24 protein-coding genes are annotated in these 22,857 nt (G+C 25.6%); 16 read left to right on the top strand and 8 right to left on the bottom strand.

Annotated features, from left to right (window positions below; all coding sequences use genetic code 11):
• Window positions 1–40 precede the first annotated feature (40 nt).
• Entirely contained in the window at window positions 41–367 is a 327-nt protein-coding gene (locus tag AACT_RS10460) for a hypothetical protein (RefSeq protein ID WP_172126745.1), read from the top strand.
• Between the two features lie 19 nt (window positions 368–386).
• On the opposite strand, the gene AACT_RS10455 is transcribed toward AACT_RS10460, so the two are convergent.
• Both AACT_RS10455 and AACT_RS10450 read right to left on the bottom strand, forming a co-directional pair.
• A complete protein-coding gene (locus AACT_RS10455; RefSeq protein WP_172126744.1) occupies window positions 387–2,297 on the bottom strand; it encodes a GGDEF domain-containing protein in 1,911 nt (636 codons plus the stop codon).
• A gap of 37 nt (window positions 2,298–2,334) precedes the next feature.
• Complete coding sequence (locus AACT_RS10450) at window positions 2,335–2,952, bottom strand: LOG family protein (RefSeq protein ID WP_172126743.1); 618 nt, start codon at window positions 2,950–2,952, stop codon at window positions 2,335–2,337.
• Between the two features lie 139 nt (window positions 2,953–3,091).
• Here AACT_RS10450 and AACT_RS10445 point away from each other — a divergent pair, with 139 nt between their 5' ends.
• The 8 genes from AACT_RS10445 to AACT_RS10410 all read left to right on the top strand — a co-directional run bounded on the left by AACT_RS10445 (window position 3,092) and on the right by AACT_RS10410 (window position 10,609).
• Entirely contained in the window at window positions 3,092–4,621 is a 1,530-nt protein-coding gene (locus tag AACT_RS10445) for a cache domain-containing protein (RefSeq protein WP_172126742.1), read from the top strand.
• Complete coding sequence (locus tag AACT_RS10440) at window positions 4,614–5,294, top strand: response regulator transcription factor (RefSeq protein ID WP_172126741.1); 681 nt, start codon at window positions 4,614–4,616, stop codon at window positions 5,292–5,294. The genes AACT_RS10445 and AACT_RS10440 overlap by 8 nt, the downstream gene beginning before the upstream one ends.
• 75 nt (window positions 5,295–5,369) lie before the next feature.
• Window positions 5,370–6,326: a TRAP transporter substrate-binding protein gene (locus tag AACT_RS10435; protein ID WP_172126740.1), complete on the top strand. Its 957-nt coding sequence runs from the start codon at window positions 5,370–5,372 to the stop codon at window positions 6,324–6,326.
• Window positions 6,327–6,329: 3 nt separating this feature from the next.
• A complete protein-coding gene (locus AACT_RS10430) occupies window positions 6,330–6,815 on the top strand; it encodes a TRAP transporter small permease subunit (protein ID WP_172126739.1) in 486 nt (161 codons plus the stop codon).
• Window positions 6,805–8,142 carry a TRAP transporter large permease gene (locus tag AACT_RS10425; protein WP_172126738.1) on the top strand — a complete coding sequence of 446 codons (1,338 nt, stop codon included), beginning with the start codon at window positions 6,805–6,807 and terminating at the stop codon, window positions 8,140–8,142. Before AACT_RS10430 ends, AACT_RS10425 begins: the two co-directional genes overlap by 11 nt.
• Before the next feature lie 150 nt (window positions 8,143–8,292).
• On the top strand, window positions 8,293–9,030 hold the full coding sequence (locus AACT_RS10420; RefSeq protein ID WP_172126737.1) for a 5-oxoprolinase subunit PxpA: 738 nt from the start codon (window positions 8,293–8,295) through the stop codon (window positions 9,028–9,030).
• The gene (pxpB, locus tag AACT_RS10415; protein WP_172126736.1) at window positions 9,027–9,701 is read left to right on the top strand and encodes a 5-oxoprolinase subunit PxpB; all 675 of its coding nucleotides are present in this window, start codon (window positions 9,027–9,029) and stop codon (window positions 9,699–9,701) included. Before AACT_RS10420 ends, pxpB begins: the two co-directional genes overlap by 4 nt.
• Window positions 9,698–10,609, top strand: coding sequence for a 5-oxoprolinase subunit C family protein (locus AACT_RS10410; RefSeq protein ID WP_172126735.1), 912 nt, complete (start codon window positions 9,698–9,700; stop codon window positions 10,607–10,609). Before pxpB ends, AACT_RS10410 begins: the two co-directional genes overlap by 4 nt.
• On the opposite strand, the gene AACT_RS10405 is transcribed toward AACT_RS10410, so the two are convergent.
• Together AACT_RS10405 and AACT_RS10400 are read right to left on the bottom strand one after the other, a co-directional pair.
• Window positions 10,591–11,391 (bottom strand): diguanylate cyclase domain-containing protein, encoded by an 801-nt coding sequence (locus tag AACT_RS10405; protein WP_172126734.1) that lies wholly within the window; start codon window positions 11,389–11,391, stop codon window positions 10,591–10,593. The genes AACT_RS10410 and AACT_RS10405 overlap by 19 nt on opposite strands.
• Entirely contained in the window at window positions 11,388–11,624 is a 237-nt protein-coding gene (locus AACT_RS10400) for an EAL domain-containing protein (RefSeq protein WP_272953577.1), read from the bottom strand. Before AACT_RS10400 ends, AACT_RS10405 begins: the two co-directional genes overlap by 4 nt.
• Window positions 11,625–11,758: 134 nt before the next feature.
• On the opposite strand from AACT_RS10400, the gene AACT_RS10395 reads away from it, so the two are divergent.
• Window positions 11,759–12,934, top strand: a complete 1,176-nt coding sequence (locus AACT_RS10395; RefSeq protein ID WP_172124464.1) for a transposase — start codon at window positions 11,759–11,761, stop codon at window positions 12,932–12,934.
• A 157-nt stretch (window positions 12,935–13,091) separates the two neighbouring features.
• On the opposite strand, the gene AACT_RS10390 is transcribed toward AACT_RS10395, so the two are convergent.
• Window positions 13,092–14,108: an EAL domain-containing protein gene (locus AACT_RS10390; protein ID WP_172126732.1), complete on the bottom strand. Its 1,017-nt coding sequence runs from the start codon at window positions 14,106–14,108 to the stop codon at window positions 13,092–13,094.
• A 172-nt stretch (window positions 14,109–14,280) separates the two neighbouring features.
• Here AACT_RS10390 and AACT_RS10385 point away from each other — a divergent pair, with 172 nt between their 5' ends.
• The 5 genes from AACT_RS10385 (at window position 14,281) to AACT_RS10365 (ending at window position 19,734) form a co-directional block, all read left to right on the top strand.
• Complete coding sequence (locus AACT_RS10385; RefSeq protein ID WP_172126731.1) at window positions 14,281–14,913, top strand: hypothetical protein; 633 nt, start codon at window positions 14,281–14,283, stop codon at window positions 14,911–14,913.
• Window positions 14,914–14,917: 4 nt separating this feature from the next.
• Window positions 14,918–15,454, top strand: a complete 537-nt coding sequence (locus AACT_RS10380) for a DedA family protein (RefSeq protein ID WP_172126730.1) — start codon at window positions 14,918–14,920, stop codon at window positions 15,452–15,454.
• 51 nt (window positions 15,455–15,505) lie between these two features.
• Window positions 15,506–16,894, top strand: a complete 1,389-nt coding sequence (dbpA, locus tag AACT_RS10375; protein WP_346726266.1) for an ATP-dependent RNA helicase DbpA — start codon at window positions 15,506–15,508, stop codon at window positions 16,892–16,894.
• A 38-nt stretch (window positions 16,895–16,932) separates the two neighbouring features.
• Window positions 16,933–19,386 (top strand): diguanylate cyclase domain-containing protein, encoded by a 2,454-nt coding sequence (locus AACT_RS10370; RefSeq protein ID WP_228720477.1) that lies wholly within the window; start codon window positions 16,933–16,935, stop codon window positions 19,384–19,386.
• A 66-nt stretch (window positions 19,387–19,452) separates the two neighbouring features.
• A complete protein-coding gene (locus tag AACT_RS10365; protein WP_172126728.1) occupies window positions 19,453–19,734 on the top strand; it encodes a peptidylprolyl isomerase in 282 nt (93 codons plus the stop codon).
• A gap of 6 nt (window positions 19,735–19,740) precedes the next feature.
• Here AACT_RS10365 and AACT_RS10360 read toward each other — a convergent pair whose 3' ends face one another.
• The 3 genes from AACT_RS10360 to AACT_RS10350 form a co-directional block, all read right to left on the bottom strand.
• The gene (locus AACT_RS10360) at window positions 19,741–20,112 is read right to left on the bottom strand and encodes a hypothetical protein (protein ID WP_172126727.1); all 372 of its coding nucleotides are present in this window, start codon (window positions 20,110–20,112) and stop codon (window positions 19,741–19,743) included.
• A gap of 85 nt (window positions 20,113–20,197) precedes the next feature.
• Entirely contained in the window at window positions 20,198–20,836 is a 639-nt protein-coding gene (gene pdxH, locus AACT_RS10355; RefSeq protein ID WP_172126726.1) for a pyridoxamine 5'-phosphate oxidase, read from the bottom strand.
• A gap of 51 nt (window positions 20,837–20,887) precedes the next feature.
• On the bottom strand, window positions 20,888–22,378 hold the full coding sequence (locus tag AACT_RS10350; protein WP_228720476.1) for an HD domain-containing protein: 1,491 nt from the start codon (window positions 22,376–22,378) through the stop codon (window positions 20,888–20,890).
• A 351-nt stretch (window positions 22,379–22,729) separates the two neighbouring features.
• Between AACT_RS10350 and AACT_RS15730 the strand changes: the two genes are divergently transcribed.
• Window positions 22,730–22,849 carry a FeoB-associated Cys-rich membrane protein gene (locus tag AACT_RS15730; protein WP_430385337.1) on the top strand — a complete coding sequence of 40 codons (120 nt, stop codon included), beginning with the start codon at window positions 22,730–22,732 and terminating at the stop codon, window positions 22,847–22,849.
• Window positions 22,850–22,857 lie beyond the last annotated feature (8 nt).

The following is a 22,857-nucleotide window of genomic DNA, read 5'->3' as shown; positions in this document are numbered from 1 at the left end:
TACAAAACATAAGGAGCAAATATCTAAGTTTGCTAAAGATTTGGAAGATTTAAATTTTCATGAAGAATTTGAAGAAAATTTTTTAACAATCTTGGGTTATTCATATAGACTTGAAAATATTAAACAAAGATTATTCTTTACATTTTCAGAGGCTGTTTATGCAGTTGATTTAGATAAATTAATGAGAAATGAAGACTCTTTAAAGCTTAATTGTATAGTTTATATTTTGGTTTTAGATGTTTTAATCAAAGAGTATAATACAAAAGAAATAAATGAAGATTTAAAACAAAGAGCTTTACAAGTTTATAAAAAATTAGAAGAAAAAAAAGCAAAAGAGAATTCCAAATATCATATTTATCAATATTAGAGCTAGAAATAGTTAAAAATCAACCCTTTGTGGTTTGATTTTTATTGTTTCTTTTTGATTGATACATTAGCTTATCAACCCTTTCATAAATAGATTGAGGATTGTCATTTGCTATTGCTTGCGTGATACCCATACTTATTGTAATTTTTTCATTTTCAATAATTTGCATTTTTGAAACATTAATTCTAATTTTTTCTGCAATATCATAAGATTCATCAAGTGATATTTTATCAAAAATAATAACAAACTCTTCCCCACCAACTCTAAATAAGAAGTCAGTTTTTCTAATAATTGATTTTACTTCATTAGTGATTTCTACTAAAACTTTATCTCCTATATCGTGTCCATAGGTGTCATTTATTTTTTTAAAATCATCTATATCATACATTGCTATTGTAAAATTAGTATCATATCTATCAAATAAATCAAATTTTTCTTGAATTCTCTCATTATAAGCTTTTCTATTAAATATTTTTGTAAGTTCATCATAATAAGTTTGTTTTTTTAATTTTTCTTGAATTTCATATAAACCTGTTATGTCCCTTGCAATGCCTAAGATTCCTATTTTTTTATTTTTGTATATAAAAGGTATTCTTTTAGTCTGAAAAAAAATTCTTTTATGACCAAATATAATCCATTCATTGCTTGTGATTAAATTATTCTCATCAAGTACCTCAAAATCTTCTCTTCTGAAAACTTTGGCAAGATCTTCTTCAAAGAGTTCAAAATCATTTTTACCAATAATCTCACTTTCTTTTTTAGCAAGTAAATTTTCAAAACTTTTATTACAACCAATATATCTTAATTTACTATCTTTATAATAAATCAAATCATCAGAAGAGTTTATAACAGTCTGTAAAAGTTTTTTTGTTTGAGAGTTCTTTCTCAATAAAATTATAATTAAAGAAAAAATTAAAAATAATGAAATTAAAATTGTTATGATTATATTTTTTTCTTGTTTTGAAATTTCTAGGTTTATAATTTTAGGTTTGTTTTCTTTATATATGAATTCTTTTAGATCTAAATCTTTATTTACTAAGCCAAATAATTTAAAAACATTTGCTATATTTTTTAATTTGTTATCATTGAAATCACCTAGTTCATTGTTTCCTGTATATGCAAGTTTTTTTAAAACTTCACCTTCTTTTACTAAATGAGTAAATGTTTTATTTTGAGTATTATATTTTGAATATATTATTTCAGCAGTTTCAGCTAAATTTTCAAAGGCATATTTCCAACCTTTTAAACTTGCTTCATAAAAATCTTTTGTTATTTTTGGATTGTTTTTTATATATTCTGAAGAGCTAAATAAAATATCACTATATAAATCAAATCCGAAATCTTTAGGATTAAATATTGTATATTCAATTCCTTTTTCATTTAATAGAATAGGTTCATTTGAGATATAAGAAGCCATTGCATCTGTTTTTCTATTGATTAAGTCATTAATATCAAAAGAGTGTTTTTGTACCATAAAATCATTTATTGTAAGCTCATTTGCACTTAACATTGCTAACACTGGGGCTGAATATCTTGCATCTGGAGTAATCATGATTTTTTTATTTCTTAAATCTTTTACACTATTTATATTTGAATCTTTTTTTACTAAAAGTATAAGAGGAGATTCTTGATAAATAGCACATAATGCAACAATATCTTTTCCATTTATTTTTTCAATTATTAATGAAGATCTTCCAACTGCAAAATCTGCATTTTTGCTTTCTATTTCTTTTATTACATCGGTGTTAAAATTTGATTCTTTTATTTGTACATCTAAATTTACGTCTTTGTAGAAACCTTTTTCTTTTGCCATATAATAACCGGCAAATTGGAATTGATTTAACCAATTTAATTGTAAAGTTATCTTTTTATCATTTTGTGCATACAAAAAAATTGTAAGAAAAAACGTTATTAGTAAGATTTTTTTCATAACTCATCCTTTTTTATTTTTGTACACATATTTATGTTTATAATAACACAATCTCTTTCTCAATTTGTTTAATATTATCTGTTAAAGTAATAATATTTAAATCCTCTTTATCAATCATATTTTCTTTATATAAAGATTTTTCTATAAATTTTATTAGATATTTCCAATAATCACATCCAACTAAATAAATCTTAAAACCATTTAATTTTCCAGTTTGTGTAAGTGTTAAAACTTCAAACATCTCATCTAATGTCCCAAATCCTCCTGGAAAAATAACACAAGCTTTTGAGTATTTTACTAACATATATTTTCTTGAAAAAAAGTAGTTAAAAGTTAAACCTTTTGTAATATATTCATTTTTTGTTTTTTCATTTGGTAAATAAATGCTAAGTCCAATTGATTCAGCTGTTTTTGCTTCAAAAGCACCTTTATTAGCAGCTTGCATAATGCCATTACCACCACCTGTAATTACATTTATATTTTTCTTTGAAAGTCTAAATGCTAATTTTTCTGCTAATTTTGCATATTTGTCATCGCTAGAAGTTCTTGCACTTCCAAATATTGTAACACTTTTTCCTAAATCTTGTAGTAACTCTTTCCCATCATTAAAATCAACTGCAATTTTATCTTTACATATAACTTTTTCTTTTTTCATTCATCTCTCTTTTATCTCTAGTTAATCACTAGCTTATATTATTTAATGCCTTAAAAATTAATTTATTTTGTTAAATAATAAAAAACTCACTTTAATCTCACTTGATTTGGATAAAGTAGATTTTTTATAGGGAGTACTTTTGTTTTCAGAAAGAAATATACCAAAATTAATTATTTTAACACCTATTATTACAGTTCTTTTAGTAGCTTTTTTCACTATATATTTTTTTATACAAAATCAATATAATTATTTTGAAGAAGAAAGCATTAGGCTTGAAAAAGAGTATCTTCAAAGACAAGAAGATATTTTAAAAAAAGAGGTTGATTATATTGTCAACTACATAGAGTTTCATGTAAATCATAATACAAAATTAAATGATAATGAATTAAAAAATGAAATTTTGAAATATACTGAAACTATTCGTTATGGTAAACATGGCTATATCTGGATACATGATACAAATTATTATTTAAAAGCCCATCCTTTTAGACAAGATAGATTAAACACTTATGATATTGACTTAACAGATGCTATAGGAACTTTTATAACAAAAGAGTTTATTGACAAAACAGTAAAAAGTCCAAAGGGCGTATTTATAGAATATTTTTGGCAAAAACCTGGAGAAGTTAGTTTTTCAAAAAAACTTGGTTTTTTTAGATTATATGAAAAGTATAATTGGGTAATAGGTGCTGGTCTTTATGTTGATGATATTCAAAAATCTATTTTTCAGAATAAAAAGTTATTAGAAGAAAAAATTGATAAATATGTTAGATTGATTGTATTTATTTCTTTTCTTATTATTTTAATTATTAGCTTATTATCTTTTCTCATGTCAAAAAAAATTACAGAAGTATTTCAGAAATATCAAGAAAACGTGAAGAAAAAAGAACTTTTACTTGAAGATATAAATAAAAATTTAGAAGAAAAAATTCAAATTGCAATTGAAGAAGCTCAAAAAAAAGATAGAGCAATGCTTCATCAATCAAGACTTGCACGAATGGGAACAATGCTATCAATGATAGCTCATCAATGGAGACAACCTTTAAGTGAAGTAGCTGGAATACTTATGGAGTTAGAAACAGCTTCAAAATTTAAAAAAGTAGATGATAAGATGATAAAAGAATCAATTGAAGAGTCTAATAAACTTATTCAATTTATGTCATATACTATTGATGATTTTAGGAATTTTTTTAAGCCAGATAAACAAAAAGTACATTTTTATATAGAAGACCCTTGTATGGAAGCTATATCTTTAATAAATGCTTCCATTAAAAATCATAATATTGATTTACATTATAATATTAAAATGAATTATGAAATATATGGGTATAGAAGAGAATTTGCTCAAGTGTTATTAAACCTTATGTCGAATGCAAAAGATGCTTTAATTCAAAGAGAGATAAAAAATCCAACAATTAATTTAGAAGTAGACTACATAGATACTTATGCAATTGTTACAATAAAAGATAATGCAGGTGGTGTAGAAAATGAATATATAGATTTGATTTTTGAACCATATTTCACTACAAAAAGTAGTTTACAAGGAACAGGACTTGGTCTTTATATGTCAAAAATGATTATTGAGAAAAATATGGGTGGTGAGCTTAGTGTTGAAAACGTAGATGATGGCGCTATTTTTAAAGTAAAAATCAAGGCTTACAATGAGTGATATTACAGAACAATTAAAAAATTATACAGTTTTATGTGTTGAAGATGAAGATGGTATTAGAAAAAGATTAGTTAATACTTTAAAGTATTATTTTGCTGATGTTTATGAAGCATCAAATGGTGAAGAGGGGTATGAGTTATATTATGAATATAAACCTAGTATTATAATTTCTGATATTGAAATGCCAAAAAAGAATGGGATTGAGTTAATTTCTGAAATTAGAAAAAATGACTTAAATACAATTATTATTATGTTAACAGCATATTCAAGTGAAGAGTATCTTTTGAGTTTAATAAATCTAAATATAAATCATTATATTTTAAAACCTGTGGTTTCTGAAAGTTTATTAAATGGTATTATAAAAGCTTTTGGAGACAGATTAGAAAATAAAATAAAATTCACTGATGATATTTATTTTAATATGAAAAAACGTGAATTATACTGTAAAGATGAAATTATAATTTTGAGAAAAAGAGATAAAGATTTTTTACTTTTACTTCATGAAAATAGAAATAGAGTTTTAACATACTCTTTAATAGAAGAGTATATATGGAAAGATAAATTAATGAGTATGAGTGCATTAAAAACTTTTATAAAAGAGTTAAGACAAAGATTACCTATTGATTTGATTATTAATGTACCACAAGAAGGGTATAAATTAATAAATTCCTAATAATTATGTAAAAAACTCACTCAATGCTCACTTTGAATTATTATGATGTCCTTATATAAAAAATAAGGAGATACAATGTTTAAAAAATGTCTATTAATCGCTACTCTTACAGGTTCTGTATTTGCAGCAAATGTAAAAATGGATTTAAATGAAAGAGAAAGTGCAAATCATTTTCATACAAAAGGTAGCGAGAAATTTGCTTCATTAGTAAAAGATTACACTAAAGGTAGTGTTGATATTACAGTTCATCCAGGTTCTTCTTTAGTAAAAGGTAATCCTTTAAAAGCAGTAAAAGATGGTACAGTTGCAATGGCTGATATGTTTATTCCTTTTACAGCAGGTGGGGGAAAAGTTTTTGGAATCTCAGCTTTACCTTTTATTGCAACTTCTTATGAAGATGCATATAAACTTTATCAAATTTCAAAACCAGCGTATGAAGATACTGCTAAAAAATGGAATCAAAAACTTCTTTATAGTGTAACATGGCCAGCATCTGGATTTTATGCAAATAAAAAAATGGAATCTATTGAAGATTTTAAAGGTGTAAAAACAAGAACATATGATAAAAACTCTGCTGATTTTGTAAATGGTGCAGGGGGAAATGCAGTTGCCCTTCCTTGGGGAGAGGTTTACTCAGCACTTAGAACGGGAATGGTTGATTCAGTTATCACTTCTTCAACATCAGGTAAAGATGGTAAATTTTGGGAAGTTCTAAACAACTTTACAAAAATTAGTTATGCCTATCCTTTGCAAGCTGTGACTATTAATCTTGACTATTGGAATTCTTTAGATAAATCTCAACAAGAAGCAATATTAAAAGCAGCAGATGAAATTGAAAAAGAACAATGGGAAGTTGTAAAAAGTGAAGATAAAGATGCACTTGATACTATGGCTCAAAATGGTATTAAAATTTCAGAAGCAAATGAAACTTTAAAGAAAGAATTATCAATTGTTGCAGATAAATTGTTACTAGAATATTTAGCTGATACTGATGATGAAACAAAAAAAATATTTGAAGAATATAGAAGATAAGTTATGAAAACACTTTATAATTTAGTAAATAAGCTCTCTTTGTGGGGCGCTTATTTATCTTCAATATTATTAGTTTCCTTGGTTTTGTTAATTTTAACAGAAATCTTCATTAGATATTTTTTTAATACTTCTACTCTTATTGCCGATGAGTATAGTGGATATTTATTTTTAGCTTCAGTATTTTTAGGTTTATCTTATACTTTTAAAGAAAATGCACATATTAGAATTAATATTTTAACTTCTAGAATGAGTGAGAAATCAAATAAATTTATTGATATATTTGCAGGAAGTATAACTATTGTTGTTTTACTTTTTGCACTTTATCGCACAATTTTATTTACTTTTGATTCATATGAAATGGAAATGCTTTCTGAATCAGTATCACAAACACCATTATATTTAACACAATTAGTTATGCCATTAGGCTTGAGTTTATTTATACTAAGTGTTTTAATCTTTGTTATTAAAGGATTAAAAAATGATATCTGATCCATTAGTTTTATCAATTGTTCTAATCTTTATTATGTTTGTGTTTCTTTTATCTTCTATCTGGATTGGAGTTTCGCTTATTTTAACTGGTATTGTTGGTATGTTGATATTTGAAAATAATCTTCCTCCTGTTATTTCAATTTTTGATAAAATTGGGGATTTATTAGCTTCATCAATGTATGATTCTTTGAATTCATGGTCTCTTGCAGCTTTACCAATATTTATTTTAATGGGAGAAATATTATATAAATCATCAATTTCAACACGTCTTTTAAATGGATTGACTCCTTGGCTGAATTTTGTTCCAGGAAAACTTCTTCATGTAAATGTTGCTGCATGTTCACTTTTTGCAGCAATCTCAGGTTCAAGCTCAGCAACCACTGCAACTGTTGGAAAAATTACACTTGATGAACTTAAAAAAAGAGGTTATTCAAAATCACTTGCTCTTGGCTCATTAGCTGGAAGTGGAACATTAGGTTTTTTAATTCCTCCTTCTCTTATTATGATTATTTATGGAGTATTATCTAATGTATCAATAGGTAAGCTTTTTATGGCAGGAATACTACCTGGATTGTTACTTGCAACACTTTATTCTGTTTACATAATGATTGTTTCGCGAATTGATAAAAGTGTAGTTCCAGAAGAAAACGTTAAATATACTATGAATGATTATATTCATTCATTAAAAGATTTGTTTCCAGTATTTTCTTTGATACTTGTTGTTTTAGGTTCTATTTATGGAGGTCTTGCAACTCCTACAGAAGCTGCTTCTTTAGGTGTTTTAGGTGCAGTTGTTTTAGCAGTTTATTTTAAAAGCTTTACCTTTGATGTAATGAAAAATGCTTTATTAAATACTATAAAAACTTCTATTATGATAAGTTTTATAATAGTTGGAGCTGGATTTTTATCACAAGTTGTAGGATTTTTAGGAATTGCAAGGGCAATTAGTGAATTTATAGGAACATTAGGCTTAAGTCCTTTGATGTTGATTTTAATAATTGGAGTAATGTATATTATTTTAGGAATGATTCTTGATGGAATTTCTATTGTAGTTATGACTTTACCAATTGTATTACCAATTATAGTAATGGCTGGATTTGATCCTTTATGGTTTGGTATTTTCTTAGTATTTATGGTTGAATTATCCCAAATAACTCCACCTGTAGGCTTCTCATTGTTTGTAATACAAAGTATAAGTGGAGAAAAAATTGAATATATATTAAAAGCTACATTACCATTCTTTTTATTAATGATTGTGGCTGTTGTTTTAATAACATTTTTCCCAGAAATCGTACAATTCTTACCAAAATATATGACTGCAAAATAATTCTAGATTTTTTAACTGGGGAATTTTCCCCAGTATATTCAAAAAACTAAAATTCTCAAAATTTAATATCTAAATAAAAAAAACTCACTGATTTCACACTTCTAAACAATAAAATTGGTATAGTAAACGAAAGAAATAGGATGGAACAAAATGAGTATAAAATTAAATTGTGATATGGGTGAAAGTTTTGGTATTTGGAAAATGGGATTAGATGAGGAAATCATGCCATATATTGATATGGCAAATTTAGCTTGTGGATTTCATGCAGGTGATGCTCTTATTATGAATAAATCAGTTCTTCTAGCAAAAAAAAATAACGTAACAATTGGTGCCCATCCTGGTTATCAAGATTTAGTAGGATTTGGTAGAAGAAGTATGTCTTGCTCTAATGAAGAAATAAGTGCAATTGTTTTATATCAAACAGGGGCATTAAATGCTTTTTGTAAAGCACATGGTACATCTGTATCTTATGTGAAACCACATGGTGGTTTGTATCATGATATGATGAATAATGAAAATGTATTCAAAGCAATATTAAGTGCAATTTCTTCTTATGATAAAAATATAAAACTAATGATACTGTCAAGTCCAAAAAATGAGGAGTATGCTTTAATTGCAAAAGCTTATAATATCTCTTTATTATATGAAGTATTTGCGGATAGAAATTATAATGATGATGGCTCTTTGGTTTCAAGATCACAAAGTAATGCTGTAATTGATGATGAGCAATTAGTAATAAAGAGAATTAAAGATTTAAAAGAAAAAGGTACATTAAATAGTATTAGTGGAAAAGAGTTATCTTTGGCTACAGATGTACTTTGTGTTCATGGTGATACAAAAAATGCCTTAGAATTTATAAAAATCCTTAGAAAGGAAATCACTGAATGATATTTAAAATAGCTTCTGTTGATTCTTTAGTTATTTATTTTGGAAATGAAATAAGTGAAGATATTGCTAGTATTGTACAGAAGGCATATTTTTCATTAAAAAATCTAAATATTGAGGGAATAAGAGAAATTATTCCTTCATATACAAGTATTTATATTTTGTATGATATTTTTAAATATGATTATTCTTCTTTTGTTGAAATACTAAAAAATAATATAGATTTAGATTACCAAGATAATAGTGTAAAAGAAATAATAAATATTGATGTATATTATGGAGATGAGGTTGGTTTAGATTTAAATGATATGAGTTTAAAAACTAATCTTTCAATAGAAGAAATTATAAGAATACATTCTTCAAAATCATATGATGTTTATGCAATAGGTTTTTCTCCTGGTTTTGCTTTTTTAGCAAGTGTTGATAAAAAAATTGCAGTTCCTAGACTTTCAAGTCCACGAAAAAGTGTTCCAAAAGGTTCTGTTGCAATTGCAGATACTCAAACAGCTGTTTATCCACAGCAAAGTCCTGGTGGTTGGAATATTATAGGTAGAACTGCAATGGAACTTTTTGATAAAAACTTAGAGAAACTTTCTCCTTTAAGTGTTGGATATAAAGTGAAATTTAATCCTATATCAAAAGAAGAATTTTTATCTCAAGGTGGAATAATATGAGTTTAGAAATTATAAATAATCCTATTTTAGTGATGCTTCAAGATAAGGGGCGTTATGGATACAGTGATATTGGAGTTACAAACTCAGGAGTTATGGATGAGTATGCTTATTATGCTGCTAATAAAATGCTTGGAAATTCCTTTGATACAAATATCCTTGAAATTGCTTTTTCAAATGTAATATTTAAAGCAAATGCTCCTACTCAAATTGCAATTACAGGTGCAATTTGTGAACTTTTTATAAATGATATTTCTAAGCAATGTTGGCAAACCCATAATGTAAAAGCAGGGGATATTATAAAAATAGGAAAAATATTAAAAGGAATTAGAGTTTATTTAGGAGTTTTTGGTGGCTTTGACATTAAAAAAGAGTTTGGAAGCAATAGTACAACCATAAAAGAAAATCTTGGTGGATTAAATGGTGATAAATTAAAAAAAGGTGATATTTTAGCTTTTAAAGAAATTTCTTGTTCATTTGATGCTAGATTTAAAAAAGAGTTAATTCCTTCTTATGAAGATGAATTGATTTTAAGAGTAGTTTTATCTTATCAGAGTGATTTATTTGCTAATGAAGAAAAAGAGAAGTTCTTTTCAAATAGTTTTACAGTGAGTAATGATTTTAATAGAATGGGATGTAAGTTAAATGGTGAGTCGATATTATGTGATGTTAATGGAATTATTTCAGAGGGAATAAGTTTTGGAGCAATTCAAGTGCCATCTGATGGACAACCAATAATACTTCTAAAAGATAGACAAACAATAGGTGGTTACCCTAAAATTGGTTCAGTTTTAGCTATTGATTGTTTTAAATTATCGCAAGTTAAAGCAAATACAAAAATTAGATTTTCTGAAATTTCAATAGATGAGGCTACAAAAAAGACTAGAAGATTCTATTCTTCTTTTTTGTAAGCCAATAGTATTTCAAAAATATTTTTTGAATTTTGATTTTTCTTAAATAAATTTAATTTAAAATCATATTTTGCTTTTATTAATAAACCAGAATTACTTTTAAGAGTTGTTTTTAATAAAATTTGTTCAAGATTTTTTATTTTATTTAAAATTTCTTGTCTTGTTTCATCAAAAATAAAAATGAAGAATTTATTTTCAAGATATTTTGCAATTTGAAAATTATATTTTTCATCTTTTAATTTTTCATTTATGAAATTTACTGCAAAAGCTAAGAGGTTATTAGCAAGTAATTCTCCATACTCTTTTTTTATATAATCATAATCAATCACATCTAATAATATGCAAATCCCATCTTCTTTAAAGTTTGCATTCTCATCTAATAATTTACTATAAATCCATTTTCTATTATATATACCTGTTATATCATCAATAAATAGTTGATTTGTTAAGTTTCTGATTTCTTCTTCTAAATTAATCATCTTTTCACAAACATTGTCTAAAGACTCTGTGTCTTTATCTAAAATAGCTTTGCTAGCATCTTTTGCATTATCTTGAAGTTTAATTGTGCTTGAAATTATGGTTTTCATATACTCTTCAATTTTATTGAAATCTTGAAGTATTAAACTATTTATTTCTTTTGTAAAATCAATATCATCTAAATTTATTTCTATTTCTTTTGCATAATGATTAAACTTTTCAAAATATGAAGAGGGAAGAATTATTTTATTATTCAACAAACTATTAATAGTTAAATTTGTAATTTGCTCTAGCTTATGGTTCATTTATTTCCTTTGATGATATCATTTATATGCATGGGTTTTCCTATATGATAACCTTGTGAATAATCTATTCCGACACTTTTTACGTATCTTAGGGTTTTTAGATCACTCACAAATTCAGCAACTATTTTTATATTTTGTTCTTTTGAAAAAGAAACTATACTTTTTATTAGATTTAAATATATTGTTTCATCGATTTTTCTAATCAAAGAACCATCAATTTTAATATAATTAATATCTAGGGAGCCACTTGCAGATTATAAAAAACAACCCGTAATTTAAGCTGATTTAAATTTTAAAAAGTTGAATCAAACTTCAGATAAGTTATAATTTTTTACTACAAAAATTTAACAGAAGAGCGATTCAACTTATGGAAATTATTCTACCAAAAATATCTTCAAGTCTATCTAAAATGTGGACTAAGGTTTTAAATCTTGAAAATTCACTTTTTCCTTCTTTGAAAAGAGAGCTTCAATTAGAAGAGTTGTCAAATAAAGAGCAAAAGCTTATTAAGATATTAGACTTTGCTGCGATTGAAAAAAATATCACTGTCGTATCTATTACAAACACTCCAAAGCATAGAGAAGAGATTGCACGAGCATTTATTGCAAAGAGTGTTTACAATATCCAAACAACCAGAGACCTTATCGATAGACTTCATAGTGATAGAACGCTGAGGATCTTGTGTGGGTGGAGATATAAAAACGATATTCCAAGTGAGTCTAAATTTAGTAGAGTATTTAAAGAGTTAAGTGCTCTTAAAATTGCACAAAAGACGCATGAGCAGTTTGTGAAGGAGTATCTAAGGGATACACTCTTTTTTTATAATGCAAGTGATGCAACAAAAATACCACTGAGAGAAAAACCTGTAAAAGTTGAAAAAGAAAAGTTTAAACCAAAAAGAAGAGGACGACCTAAAAAAGGTGAAACAAGAGAGCCTAAAACACCCAGTATCTTGCAGCAACAAGAAGATATGAAAACCACAAAGCAGATGCTATCTTTGGTATCAACGCAGTGTGGAGTTGGAAGAAAACAGAATTCCAAAGGCAACTTTGAAACATGGATAGGAGGGAAACTCCATATCAGTGTAGTAGATGGAGATATCCCTATTACTGCTATTTATTCAGGGGCAAATGTTCATGATAGCTCAGTAGCACTTCCTCTTATAAACGAGACAAGCAAAAAAGTATCATATCTTTATGACTTACAAGATGCAGGATACGACAGCAATATTATCAGAGATTTTTCCAAAAAACTAAATCATAGACCGCTTATTGATATCAATCCGAAGAACTCCAAAGAGTTAAAAGGAAAAATTCAACTTATAAAAGATGAAAAAAAGAAATTTGAAATTCTAAACCTTACTCAAAGTTTAGATACCCATCACTATAACCAAAGAAGTATGGTTGAGCGTGTAAATAAATACCTCAAAGAAGACTTTGGATGCAGTAATATTTATTATAAAGGAGCTACAAAAGTAGCTTCTGTTTTAGCATTTGGTATTTTATCAGTTTGTATTCATCAGAGTTTGAAAATGGTAACATAACTTTTAGCTAAAAACACTAAAAATTAGCCATTTTTAAAACTCAACCATCAAGCACGCACCCAATAATAGTTTTTTATCTAAAATTGACCCATAAAGCGGTAAAATGATTAAAAGTTTAAAAGATCTGCTTGATAAGTTTAGTAGGTTTACAAATTCACTAGTTTATGATGGTGGAATTTGCAAGCGGCTCTAGGTTTAAAATATTTTCATAATTAGAAAATCCAGTTCCAAAGTCATCAATTGCAATTTTTACACCATATTGTTGTGTTTCATTTATGAATTTATTTACTAACTCAAAATTTGATACTTTTTCACTTTCTAAGATCTCTAAAGTTAAATATGAACCAATTTTATTATTTTTTATCTTTGATAATAGTGTTTTTTTTATTTGTGGATTTAAAATATCAATATAATCCAAATTTATACTCACATGTATTTTATATTTTAAAATATAAATAATAATTTTATCAAATAATATTTCCATAAGTTTATTATAAAGTCTACATTTTTTTGCTTTGTAAATAAAAACATTTGGCATAATCATATTTCCATCTTTATCAAATATTCTCATTAATGCTTCATATTTTACAATTTCATTTGTATTATTGTCCATAATAGCTTGGAAATATGGCTCTACTAAATTATTTTGAATACTATAATTTATGGTATCAACTAAATCTTCATTTATTAGTTCGTTTTTATATAAAAATGAATCATAATAAGAATAGTGAAGAAAATCTTGTTTTGCATTATGTAAGGCTTTTTCTGCATAAACTTTTGTTCTATTGTCATCACTTTTAGAACAACCTATAGTTATATCAATATTTATTAATGAGTTTCTATCAAGTAATTTAAAATCATTTGATACTATATTTTCATAAATTAAATTTTTTATTTTTATAATATCTTCAATTGATAAATCATCATAAATTAATATTTTGAAAACATCGGCATGAGAATTTTTTATTTTTATATGAAATTCACGATTTAAAATCTTTTTTATGGAGTTTTTGGTTTCATTTTTTAGAATTGAGTTTAATTGTTTTATAATATAATTGCCATTAGAAAAACCATAAATAGCATTTAAGTCTTGCATGTTTAATATATCAACTAAAAAAAGAGTTTTTATTTCTACTTTTTTAAAAAGATAAGAAAAAAAATTTTTAAATATCAAAAACAACCTTTTACGAATTAATACGTTGATTATATTCCATTATTCTTTAATAAAAATAAAAAATAAAATGTATATAAAAAATAAATAATTTTTTATATACATTTATTAAATATAATATTTAATATATATTTAGATAGAATCGCGCAATCTTAATTTAAAGGGATATTTTAAAATGAAAAAAATAAATATAAAAGATTTAGAACTTAATATCGATATTACACAAATTTTAAATTTACATAGTTCAAAAACTCCAATAATCATTGATGTTGATGGAAATATTTACACTAGTGAAAATGATGTAAAGAAAAAAGCTGTAATTTTTAAACAAATAACTCCTAAACAAATTTCATCAATGCTTGATGCAAAAGCAATTGCATCAAATTTATTTGCTGATTATAAGCCAAATATCTTGGGAACAATTTGTAAAATCAAACCTGTTTCAAACTGGCAAAATATTATTGATATGAATAAAGATAATATGCTTTATTTTGATCACCAAAGTGATGGTGTTGAAATGTTTGAAGATAAAGTTCTTGAAGATTATGGTTGGCATGCAAGTGCTTTAGAAATCAACTATAGAGAAATTAGTGAATTTATAGAAGATAATTGTGAAGGTGTTTTACTTTGTTATGATAATACAATCCAATTTAGTGGTTTTGTAATCATTGATGATATAAATGATGTAAGAGCAAAAGTAAAAGAGTATATTGCTAAAAAAGCATTAGAAAACATAAAAGAGCATTTAGTAGACATTGAAGATGATGATGTAATTGAAGCATTAGAAATTTTCGAAATAAAGGCTTAATTTCATGGAACAATTAATCCAAGACTGGGGATATGTTGCCTTATTTTTATACTCATTTGGTGGAGGATTTGTAGGTCTTATCTTTGCAGGGGTTTTATCATACGCAGGTGATTTAAATATTTATGTATCTATTTTAGTTGCAGGTATTTCTAACTTTTTAGGAGATCAATTTTTATTCTTTTTAGCTAGGAAAAATAAAAATTATGCAAAAGATATGATGAAAAAATATGGAAGAAAAATTGCTCTAGCTCATTTGATGATGAGAAAATATGGTTCTTGGGTAGTTTTTGTTCAGAAATATATTTATGGAATAAAAACATTAATTCCCCTTGCAATGGGAATTACAAAATATTCAGCAACAAAATTTGCATTTTTTAATGTCTTAGCTACAATTCTTTGGGCTTGTGTCGTTGGATATTTAAGTTATTCAGCAGGTGAATATATACTTAGCTTAAGTGATGATTTTAAATATGTAGGATTAGGAATAGTTCTAGTAATAATTTTATCAATCTCTTATCTTTTCAAAAAAATAGAAAAATAACTAAATTTTCGTATAAAGTACTTTATAGTTTTGATATAATAGAAAAAAACTATAAAAGGCTTTATCATTTTAGTAGAAAAATTCTCACAATTAAATTTATCAAAAGAATTCTTATCAAATTTAGATTCATTAAGTTATTCAAAACCAACAGCAATTCAACAAAAAAGTTTACCTCTAAGCTTAGAAAACTATGATTTAATTGCACAAGCAAAAACAGGTTCAGGTAAAACTGTTGCTTTTTGTATTCCTTTAATAAATAAATTAGATATTAAAAACTTTAGAGTTCAATCTTTAATAATAGCTCCAACAAGAGAACTTGCAAATCAAATTGCACAAGAACTAAGAAAACTTTCACGTCATATTCATAATATGAAAGTTTTGACTTTATGTGGAGGAATGCCTTTTAAACCTCAGGTTTTATCTTTAAGCCATCAAGCACATATACTTGTAGGAACTCCTGGGCGAATATTAAAACATATACAGCAAAATAATATTGACTTAGAAAATATTAACTCTTTAGTTTTAGATGAAGCTGATAAAATGTTAGATATGGGATTTTATGATGATATTATGGAAATCATAAGTTCATTACCTACAAAAAGACAAACACTTTTATTCTCAGCAACTTTTGAAAAAAATATTGAAAAACTAGCTTCAAATGTATTAAAAAATCCAGTACTTGTTAAAATCGAAGATGAAGAAAAAATTTATATAAAACAAAAATTCTATGAAGTAAGAGAAGATAATAAAACAGCTTTAATTCCAGGAATTATCTCATCAAATAAAGCAAAATCAATTTTGATCTTTTGCAATATGAAAATAAAATGTGACCAATTAGCAGATGATTTATATGCTTTAGGTTTAGATGTTTTAACACTTCATTCAGATTTAGAACAAAAACAAAGAGATGAAACAATAATTTTATTTTCAAATAAATCATATCCTATTTTAATAGCAACAGATGTTGCATCACGTGGTTTACATATTGATGATGTGGATTTAGTTATTAATTATGATTTATCATTGGATGAGAAAATTCATACTCACAGAATTGGAAGAACAGCTCGTGCTGGAAAAGGTGGTTTAGCTGTTTCTTTATATACGCAAAATGATTTAGATAGATATGATATTATTAAAGATACTTTCCCTGATATCCAAGAGGAAGATGTATCAAAAATTGAAGATGACTTATCTTATAAAATCGACTCACCTCAAAGAACTATTTTTATAAATGGTGGGAAAAAACACAAGTTAAGAGCAGGAGATATTTTAGGAGCTTTAACAGCTGGTATTGGTTTAGATAAAAGTGATATCGGGAAAATTGATATTTTAGATTTTTCTTCTTATGTTGCAATCAATAAAGAAAAAATTGATTATGTTCTAGATAAATTATCTAAATCAAAAATCAAAGGTAAATTGTATAGAATTTACGAGAAATAAATATAATAAATAAGTATTAAAAAATGGGGAGGTTAAGAGTGTTTAAGAATACATTGTTTTTAAAAATTATTATGATTTTTACCCTTCCTGCCTTGGGTATTTTATATTTTAGTACGGTACTAGTTCTTGATAAAATAAAACTACTGGATGAAATATATAAAACCAATTATAACTTGCAATATATGAAAATGTCAGAAACTCTAATATACTCTATTCAAAAAGAAAGAGGTTTATCTATTTTATATGATGCAAAACACGAGGGTATAACTCTTGAATTAGAGAAACAAAAAAAGACAAGTGATTTAGACTTTAATAATTATTTAAAAAATGCAAATACCTATATTTTAGATGTTCCTGAGCAAAAAGAAATATTTACTGTAATTAAAGAACTTCAAAAAAAATTTCATGAATTAGATGAAATACGTGCTGAAGTAAAAAATCTAGCAATGAATAAAATGGATATTCTTTCTAAATATTCTGATATAAATAATATACTTTTAGAATCAATTTCATCAATAAAATCAATTAAATCCGCATCAAATTTCAATGAAGAATTTATAAATATATACCATTTTCTAGTATATAAAGAATCTTTTGTAATGGAAAGTGCATTAATTTCTTTTATTATAAATGAAGGAAAAGTTGATAATAAAGTTAAAAATGAATTAATAAAAATACAATCATATCAATTAGAAAGTTTTAACAATTTTATTAAAAATTCTTCTATGGATATTTTCAATAAATATAATGAGATAATACCAAAAGAATTAACAAATAAAATAGATAAAATAAGATTGAATATAGAAAATAATATAAATAATAATTCAATAAGTTTAGATCAATGGTTGCAAATTTCTACTCAAAGAATAGAAGATCTAGATGAAATATGTAGTATTATAATTGCTAACTTAGAGAAAACTACAAAAGATATTCAAAAAACAGCATTTATTGATCAAAATGTAAGTTTATTATTTTTATTTATATGTTTTGTAACTTTTATTAGTTTATTATTTGTACTAAAGAATATAATTTTCAAACAACAAATAAGTTTTGATAAGCTTGAAAAACAGAAAAAAGTGTATGAATTACTTAATGACACAAACAAGTATTTATTGAAAAATAATACAAAAGAAAATTTATACTCACAAATACATCAGATTATTTCTAAACATCCAAGTATGGTATTTAGTTTTATTTATGATATTGAAAATAAAGATGAAAATGATGATGTTGTAAAAAAAGATGAAGTATATGCTCAAGAGGGAGTCTTAAAAGATTTACTTTTAATGAGACTTGATGAAAGTAGACAATTAAATAGTGATAATTTGATTAACAAAGTAATTAGTAGTAAATCAAATGTGATTATTGAATCTTTTGAAGATAATAACATCTCTGTATTTTTCAAATATTCGAAACAATTTGGGATAAAATCAGCAGCAGCTTTTCCTATTAAAAAATTTGCTGAGGTTGTTTCTGTTTTTGTAATATATTCAAATGAAAACAAATTTTTTGATTATGAAGGTGAAGTGTTATTTGATAAACTAGTAAGTGATTTATCTCATATTTTAGAAAAATTTGATTATGAAAAGAATAGGTTAAATCAAGAAAAAGAGCTAAAAATTACCTCTTTTGCCTTTGAATCTAGTGAACCTATGATAATAACCGATGAGTTAGGAAAAATAATAAAAGTAAATCATGCTTTTTGTAATGTTATGGGATATTCAAGAAGTGATATTATAGGTAAAAATCCAAGAATTTTTAAATCAAATCACCAAGATAAAGAGTTTGGAAATCAATTATGGAACGATTTAAGGAAAAATGGTTTTTGGAGTGGTGAAGTTTATAATAGAAAATTCAATGGCGAAATCATACCTTTGAGAACAACTATTACAGCAATTAAAAATCAAGATAATGTTATCACTCATTTTTTAGGTCAATATATTGATATCTCTGAACAAAAAGATAAAGAGAAAGTTCTAGAATACCAAGCAACTCATGATAATTTAACAGGTTTACCAAATAGATTACTATTACTTGATAGAATAGAACATGCAATTACAAAAGTAGTTAGACATCAAATAGTAGGTGGATTAATATTTATTGACTTAGATAATTTCAAAGAAGTTAATGATACTTTAGGACATGATGTTGGAGACTCATTACTTGTTATGGTTTCTAAAACTATACATAAAGTAATTAGAGATGAAGACACTCTTGCTAGAATTGGAGGAGATGAATTTATTATTTTACTTGATAATATTGGAAATAATAAGGAAAATGCAAAGATAAATATACTAAATCTTGCAGAAAAAATAAAAGATTCATTAAATGCAATTACTCACATTGATGGGCATGAAAATGTATCTACTCCAAGTATAGGGATTACCCTATTTAACGATTCTTCAGTTAGTGTTAGAAATATTATTAAACAAGCAGATACAGCTATGTACGTAGCTAAAAAACAAGGAAAAAATTCAATAGAATTTTTTTGATTAAGAAATTTAATCAACTGCTTATGATACAATCCGTCTAAATTTTATACAGTGTAAGGAAAAATAATGAAAAGTGCAACAGCTAGACATCTATTAGTTGATAGTGAAGAGTTATGTTTACAATTAAAAGAAAAGATATCAAATGGTGAAAAATTTGAAGATATTGCAAAAGAATATTCTTCATGTCCATCAGGTTCAAATGGTGGGGATTTAGGGACTTTTTTCCAAGGTCAAATGGTTCCTGAATTTGATGCTGTAGTATTTAATGAAGCAATAAATGTAGTTCATGGTCCTGTTAAAACTGATTTTGGATTTCACTTATTAGAAACAACTTCAAGAAGAGATTAATATTTATTACGAGAAAGTTTCTTTCTCGTTCTCTACTTCTTCATCCCATAAAATAGAAACTCCATACTCTTTATCTGTTATGACATATTTAAAGTATTCAGAAGTACCACGTCTTCCATGAAGTCTAATAATTACTTGTTCATCTTCTAAAAGTTTTTTCATTTCATATTTAGAAAAACTTCGTTTATTCCATCTTAAAAACACATTTGAATATACTCTAAAAGTACAAGTTGAATCAGATGTAAAGACAAACTGATCACTATCATCGTACTCTTTTTTTGCATTTTCACAAGTGTATAAATTTACTTTTTTACCATTTGCTGTACTTTTAATAGCTACAACATTTGCTTTACAATAGGGGCATTTACCTAATATCATATTAAAACTCCTGATATTTTATAAGTTTATTTTACTTAAAAAATATCAAAAAGCGAAATTAAATTTCATTTTGTAATATTTATTCTTATGGAGCAAGTCTTGAAATAGTCCAAGTATTATCTTTTTGAAGTTCATACAAAAATCTATCATGAAGTCTATCTTGTCCACCTTGCCAAAACTCAATTCGTATAGGTTTTATTGCATATCCACCCCAAAAAGATGGAAAAGGAACTTCACCTTTTAAAAACTTTTTTTTAATCTCATCAAATTTTTGCTCTAGTAAACTTCTTGAAGTTATAACTTCACTTTGGTGTGAAACCCAAGCTCCTATTTGACTGCCTTTTGGACGTGATAAAAAGTATTTTAAAGATTCAGTACTAGAAATCTTTTCAATACTTCCTTCAATTTTTACTTGTCTTTCTAAATCTAACCATGCAAATAAAGCTGCAGCTTTTGGATTTTCTTCAATTTGTTTTGCTTTTGTACTTTTATAATTTGTAAAAAAAACAAAACCTTTTTCATCAAATATCTTTAGTAATACAGTTCTAATACTTGGCATCATATCACTTCCAACGGTTGCTAGAGAAAAAGCATTTGGTTCTGTTAATTTTGCATTTATAGCTTCATTAAACCATGTTTCAAATTGCATAAAAGGATCTTGGTTTAAATCTTTTATATCCAAACCTTTTGTTGTATATTTCGCTCTTAAACTTGTTAAATCCAAAATCTGTCCTTTGAATTGATATTTTTTATTTTAGCGAAATAACTATTTGTTTCATTCCCCAAAAATGTCAAATAATATATTTCTTAATTCTATTTTCATCTCTTCATTTATATATTTTTTATTTGAATATAAATAAAAAGGAACAGTATTTCTCATAGAATATTTTAATCTTTTTCTTAAAGTTGAGATTTCATCAAGATTTATTAATTCTTCTCCATCATATAAATAAAACTCTTTTGCAATTCCTAGTTTAAAAGAAACTATTTGATAAGAAAGATATAGATTATCCTCTTTTTCTTCCCATCTTTTGATAAATCTATCTAATTCTAATTGAAGTTTTTTTGCTCTAATATCAGTTATATATCCAAAGCTCTCTCTAAATTTATATCTTTCAACTGTTGTAAAATCTAATACCTTATAAAATTCATTTAGATTTTTCCAAGGACTTCTAAATCTTCTTTTTCCAAATAAAACCTCTTCAAAACAATATTGATATTTTATATCTTCTTGTGTTGGGTTTTCTTTATCTTTTATCTCAAAATATTTTGTTTTAAATAAAGAAATTAACCAGTTTTCATCAAGCATAGAAATAATATCAAGCTCTTTTTCCACATTGTCTTTATTTTTGAAATTCCACAACATTGAAATATTATTTGAAATTTTTTCATTTATGTCAACACTTTCAAAATACTTAGTAGCTAAATATTGAACAACACTTTCAAGTAAAGTATCTGTTTTTGCAATACCATGATTAAAGATTACTTTTTTATAAAGATTAAATCTCATCTCTAGCATATGCTCTATATCAATTAAACTCATATCAAAGAAACTCAAATAAAACTTTTCTTTTTTTTGTACAAGAACAGCTTGTTTTGTGATTCTTATATGGTCATTTGGACCTGTTATATAGCCACTTGCAAGCATATCTCTATTTATATAATCAAGCCTATCCGCATCAACTGTACTATCTATAAAATTGTGTAAAACTTTGAAATCAAAGCCTTCATAAACTTGCTCTTCAAGAATTAAAATGCATAATCTTTTAATAAGCCTTATATACTCTTTTTCATGGGTTTTTACTATTAACTCTTCAAGTTCATAATCAAAAAGAAGTTTTAATAGATTTTCTCCAATAGCTTCGTGTAATACATCTTTACTATTGTTAGTTATATTTTCATAATTTTCTTTGAATTTTAGCTCTTTTGCACAAAGTAATTCTTGATTTTCTTCTTTATCTTTTATTTTGTTATATACTTTTTTTAAAGCATATTCCACTTGATGTGAAAATGGTAAATGTCCAACATCGTGAAGTAGGGCAACGATTCTTAATGTTTGAAGAAATACAGAATATGCTGCTCTTTGTGATTTTGATTTTGTAGGAATTGTGAATTGATATAAAGCTTTATTATCAAAATACTCCATATCATCGATTGTAACTTTTATACTCTCTTCTTTGATTATTAATTTTATAACTCTTTTTAGGGAAGATAGAAAATCATTTTTTGTTTTTTTATCAGCATTTAAAAGGGCATTTTTAAACATAAAAGAAGCCAAATGCATAGTTCCTAAAGAGTGAATAAATCTTTTAGTTGTAATTGATGGATATGAAAAGTATGCCAGTGCATTTTGTGTTATAAATTGTAATCTATTTACTATTTTAGTTTGTAAAATCTTATCTTCAAGTTTTGTGTACTCTATATGATTGTATATAGTGTCGTTTATTAATCTATTTTGTATTTGATTTCCTTTTAATATTCTGTTTATATTATTGTATATTATAATTTTGTTAGTTTTTATTATCGCTTAATTTATAAGTAATATGTGAATTAATTTCTAATTAATTACAAAGAGTATATTATACTAATAATTATTATCAATAAATAAAGGATGAATATGGAAGACTATTTTATATATGCAATTGTTTTATTAGCTTTGTTTTTTATTCTTAAAAAAACATTTGGGAAAAGTGGCTGTGGCTGTGGAAGTGAAGGAAAGTGTTCTTCTAAAAAATAGAACTAAGA

Origin of the sequence: Arcobacter acticola (genome assembly GCF_013177675.1) — a bacterium.
Lineage (GTDB): Bacteria > Campylobacterota > Campylobacteria > Campylobacterales > Arcobacteraceae > Aliarcobacter > Aliarcobacter acticola.
The sequence above is the reverse complement of the archived record's forward strand: the minus strand, read 5'-3'. Positions and strand labels throughout refer to the sequence as shown.

Coding starts and splice junctions, on each gene's coding strand:
- AACT_RS10435 (WP_172126740.1), top strand. CDS start 5,370: ATGTTTAAAAAATGTCTATTAATCGCTACTCTTACAGGTTCTGTATTT.
- AACT_RS10350 (WP_228720476.1), bottom strand. CDS start 22,378: ATGTTTAAAAATGCCCTTTTAAATGCTGATAAAAAAACAAAAAATGAT.
- AACT_RS15730 (WP_430385337.1), top strand. CDS start 22,730: ATGGAAGACTATTTTATATATGCAATTGTTTTATTAGCTTTGTTTTTT.
- AACT_RS10360 (WP_172126727.1), bottom strand. CDS start 20,112: ATGATATTAGGTAAATGCCCCTATTGTAAAGCAAATGTTGTAGCTATT.
- AACT_RS10410 (WP_172126735.1), top strand. CDS start 9,698: ATGAGTTTAGAAATTATAAATAATCCTATTTTAGTGATGCTTCAAGAT.
- AACT_RS10405 (WP_172126734.1), bottom strand. CDS start 11,391: ATGAACCATAAGCTAGAGCAAATTACAAATTTAACTATTAATAGTTTG.
- AACT_RS10385 (WP_172126731.1), top strand. CDS start 14,281: ATGAAAAAAATAAATATAAAAGATTTAGAACTTAATATCGATATTACA.
- AACT_RS10395 (WP_172124464.1), top strand. CDS start 11,759: ATGGAAATTATTCTACCAAAAATATCTTCAAGTCTATCTAAAATGTGG.
- pxpB (WP_172126736.1), top strand. CDS start 9,027: ATGATATTTAAAATAGCTTCTGTTGATTCTTTAGTTATTTATTTTGGA.
- AACT_RS10450 (WP_172126743.1), bottom strand. CDS start 2,952: ATGAAAAAAGAAAAAGTTATATGTAAAGATAAAATTGCAGTTGATTTT.
- AACT_RS10425 (WP_172126738.1), top strand. CDS start 6,805: ATGATATCTGATCCATTAGTTTTATCAATTGTTCTAATCTTTATTATG.
- AACT_RS10440 (WP_172126741.1), top strand. CDS start 4,614: ATGAGTGATATTACAGAACAATTAAAAAATTATACAGTTTTATGTGTT.
- AACT_RS10365 (WP_172126728.1), top strand. CDS start 19,453: ATGAAAAGTGCAACAGCTAGACATCTATTAGTTGATAGTGAAGAGTTA.
- AACT_RS10430 (WP_172126739.1), top strand. CDS start 6,330: ATGAAAACACTTTATAATTTAGTAAATAAGCTCTCTTTGTGGGGCGCT.
- AACT_RS10420 (WP_172126737.1), top strand. CDS start 8,293: ATGAGTATAAAATTAAATTGTGATATGGGTGAAAGTTTTGGTATTTGG.
- AACT_RS10380 (WP_172126730.1), top strand. CDS start 14,918: ATGGAACAATTAATCCAAGACTGGGGATATGTTGCCTTATTTTTATAC.
- AACT_RS10455 (WP_172126744.1), bottom strand. CDS start 2,297: ATGAAAAAAATCTTACTAATAACGTTTTTTCTTACAATTTTTTTGTAT.